2 protein-coding genes and 1 tRNA gene are annotated in these 2,278 nt (G+C 69.7%); 1 reads left to right on the top strand and 2 read right to left on the bottom strand.

The window, feature by feature from the left end; all coding sequences use genetic code 11:
• Window positions 1-41: 41 nt before the first annotated feature.
• Both C1I93_RS30200 and orn read right to left on the bottom strand, forming a co-directional pair.
• Window positions 42-117, bottom strand: a tRNA-His gene (locus tag C1I93_RS30200).
• A 116-nt stretch (window positions 118-233) separates the two neighbouring features.
• On the bottom strand, window positions 234-824 hold the full coding sequence (gene orn / locus C1I93_RS30205; RefSeq protein ID WP_111246637.1) for an oligoribonuclease: 591 nt from the start codon (window positions 822-824) through the stop codon (window positions 234-236).
• A 73-nt stretch (window positions 825-897) separates the two neighbouring features.
• Here orn and C1I93_RS30210 point away from each other — a divergent pair, with 73 nt between their 5' ends.
• Entirely contained in the window at window positions 898-2,193 is a 1,296-nt protein-coding gene (locus C1I93_RS30210; RefSeq protein ID WP_111246638.1) for a glycosyltransferase family 87 protein, read from the top strand.
• The last annotated feature ends 85 nt before the right edge of the window (window positions 2,194-2,278 follow it).

Raw genomic sequence — 2,278 nt, forward strand, 5'->3', positions numbered from 1 at the left:
GGGAAAGGGTCAGGCCCCCTCGGGGGAGGGGGCCTGACGAGTGGGGTGACTGATGGGAATTGAACCCACGACAACCGGGACCACAACCCGGTGCTCTGCCAACTGAGCTACAGCCACCATGCCCGCCGCGCCGAGCGATCTCGTCGGTGCGGGTGCGGAGAAATCATACCCCCACCACCGCCGACCGCGTCCACCGGGTTCGCGGGCCGGCCGCCCGCCCGACGGCGTACGCGTCAGAGGCCGGCCGCGATGGCCTTGGCGCTCTCCACGTCGGGACCGGGCAGCGGCACGAAGATGGTGCGCCGGTAGTACTCCAACTCGCGGATGCTCTCCCGGATGTCGGCCAGCGCCCGGTGCGCCAGGCCCTTCTGCGGCTGGCCGAAGTACACCCGCGGGTACCAGCGGCGGCACAGCTCCTTGATCGAGGAGACGTCGATCATGCGGTAGTGCAGGTGGGCGTCGAGACGGGTCATGTCCCGGGCGATGAAGCCGCGATCGGTGGCGATCGAGTTGCCACAGAGCGGGGCGGTACGCGGATCCTTGACGTGCTGGGTGATGTAGTCGAGCACCAGATCCTCGGCCTCGGCCAGGGTGACGACCGAGCGCCGGACCTCCTCGGTCAGCCCCGACTTGGCGTGCATCGTCCGGACGATCTCCGGCATCGCGTCGAGCGCCGCGTCGTCGGCATGGATCACCACGTCCACCCCCTCACCCAGCACGTTGAGGTCAGGGTCGGTGACCAGTGCCGCGACCTCGATCAGCTTGTCGCTGCCGAGGTCGAGACCGGTCATCTCACAGTCGATCCAGACGAGGAGATCAGCCACCGGGACAGCCTACGCGCAGCCCACACCCCGTGGCTGCGCGCCGCCGGGGCCACCGACCGCTAGGGTCTTTCCCGTGCCCGCCGAACCCGTCACACCCTCCACCGTCGACGCCGAGGATCCCGGTCGCCGCAGGGCGAGGCGGATGCTGGGAGCGTTGGCGATGGCGGCGACGCTGCCGGCGCTCTACCTGCCCGGACTGACCCACAACTTCTTCGACCTGAAGATCTACATGTCGGCGATGGACTGGTGGCTCGCCGGCAACCCGCTCTACGACTACGTCCAGGGCGACCGGGTGCAGGGAGAGCTGTTCTTCACCTATCCCCCGTTCGCCGCGCTGCTGTTGCTGCCGTTCGCCCTGCCCAAGCTGGGTGCGACTGTCGCCATCTTCACCGGGTTGACCCTGCTGGGTGTGGTGGTCACCACGAAGTGGCTGCTCGACCCGGTGATCCGCCGACATCACCTGCCCCACCTGTTCACCCTCGTGGTGGGGGTGCTGCTGGTGTTGGCCGTGGAGAGCACCCGGGAGACCATCACCTTCGGGCAGATCAACATGCTGCTGGTGGTGCTGATCCTGGCCGACCTGCTGTTCGCCGTACCCAAAAACAGTCGCTGGGCCGGGGTGGGGGTCGGCCTCGCGGCGGCGCTCAAGCTCTTCCCGGGCATCTTCGTGGTCTATCTGCTGGCCACCCGGCGGTGGCGGGCGGCTGCGGTGGCGACCGCGACCGCCGCCGCCGCGACCCTGCTCGCCGCCGCGATCGCGCCCGGCGACTCGTGGCGGTTCTGGACCCACGAACTCTGGGCCACCGACCGGGTCGGCCGCACCGACTACACCGGCAACCAGTCGCTGTTCGGCCTGCTCAGCCGGCTCACCGTGCCCGACGAGCCGAACCGGCTGGTCTGGCTGGCGCTGGTCGCGGCCGTCGCCGGGTACGGGCTGTGGCGAGCGGCACGGGCGTCACGGGCCGGCGACCCGCTCACCGGCCTGACCCTGACCGGCCTGGTGGCGGCCCTGATCAGCCCGATCACCTGGACCCACCACATCTACTGGTTCATCCCGGCGGTGGTGCTCCTGGTCGACGCGGTGCTGAGCACCGATCCGCGCACCGCCACCGGGGCCCGCCGGCGCCGTCGGCTGAGTGCGCTCGCCGTCGGCACCTCGGCGATCATCGTGTACGGGGTGGTCTCCTTCTACGACTTCGGCGTCGCTCCGACACCCACCAACAGTCCCTGGGAGTTCGTGCTCCGCAACACGTACGTGCTGCTCTGCCTGGTGCTGCTGGCCGCGCTGCCGGTGCGGGCCCAGGCCGACGCCCCGGCCACCGAGTCGCGCGAACCGGACACTCTTCCCAAAGAGTCCCTTCCTCGCTAACGTTACTTCAAAGCCACCGATAATCCCCCGGTGAAGGCGGCCCTCCGTGTCGGCAGCACGGAGGGCCGCCCGCTTCCCTCCCCTC

It is taken from the genome of Micromonospora endophytica (assembly GCF_003236305.1).
Taxonomy (GTDB): Bacteria; Actinomycetota; Actinomycetes; order Mycobacteriales; family Micromonosporaceae; genus Micromonospora; species Micromonospora endophytica.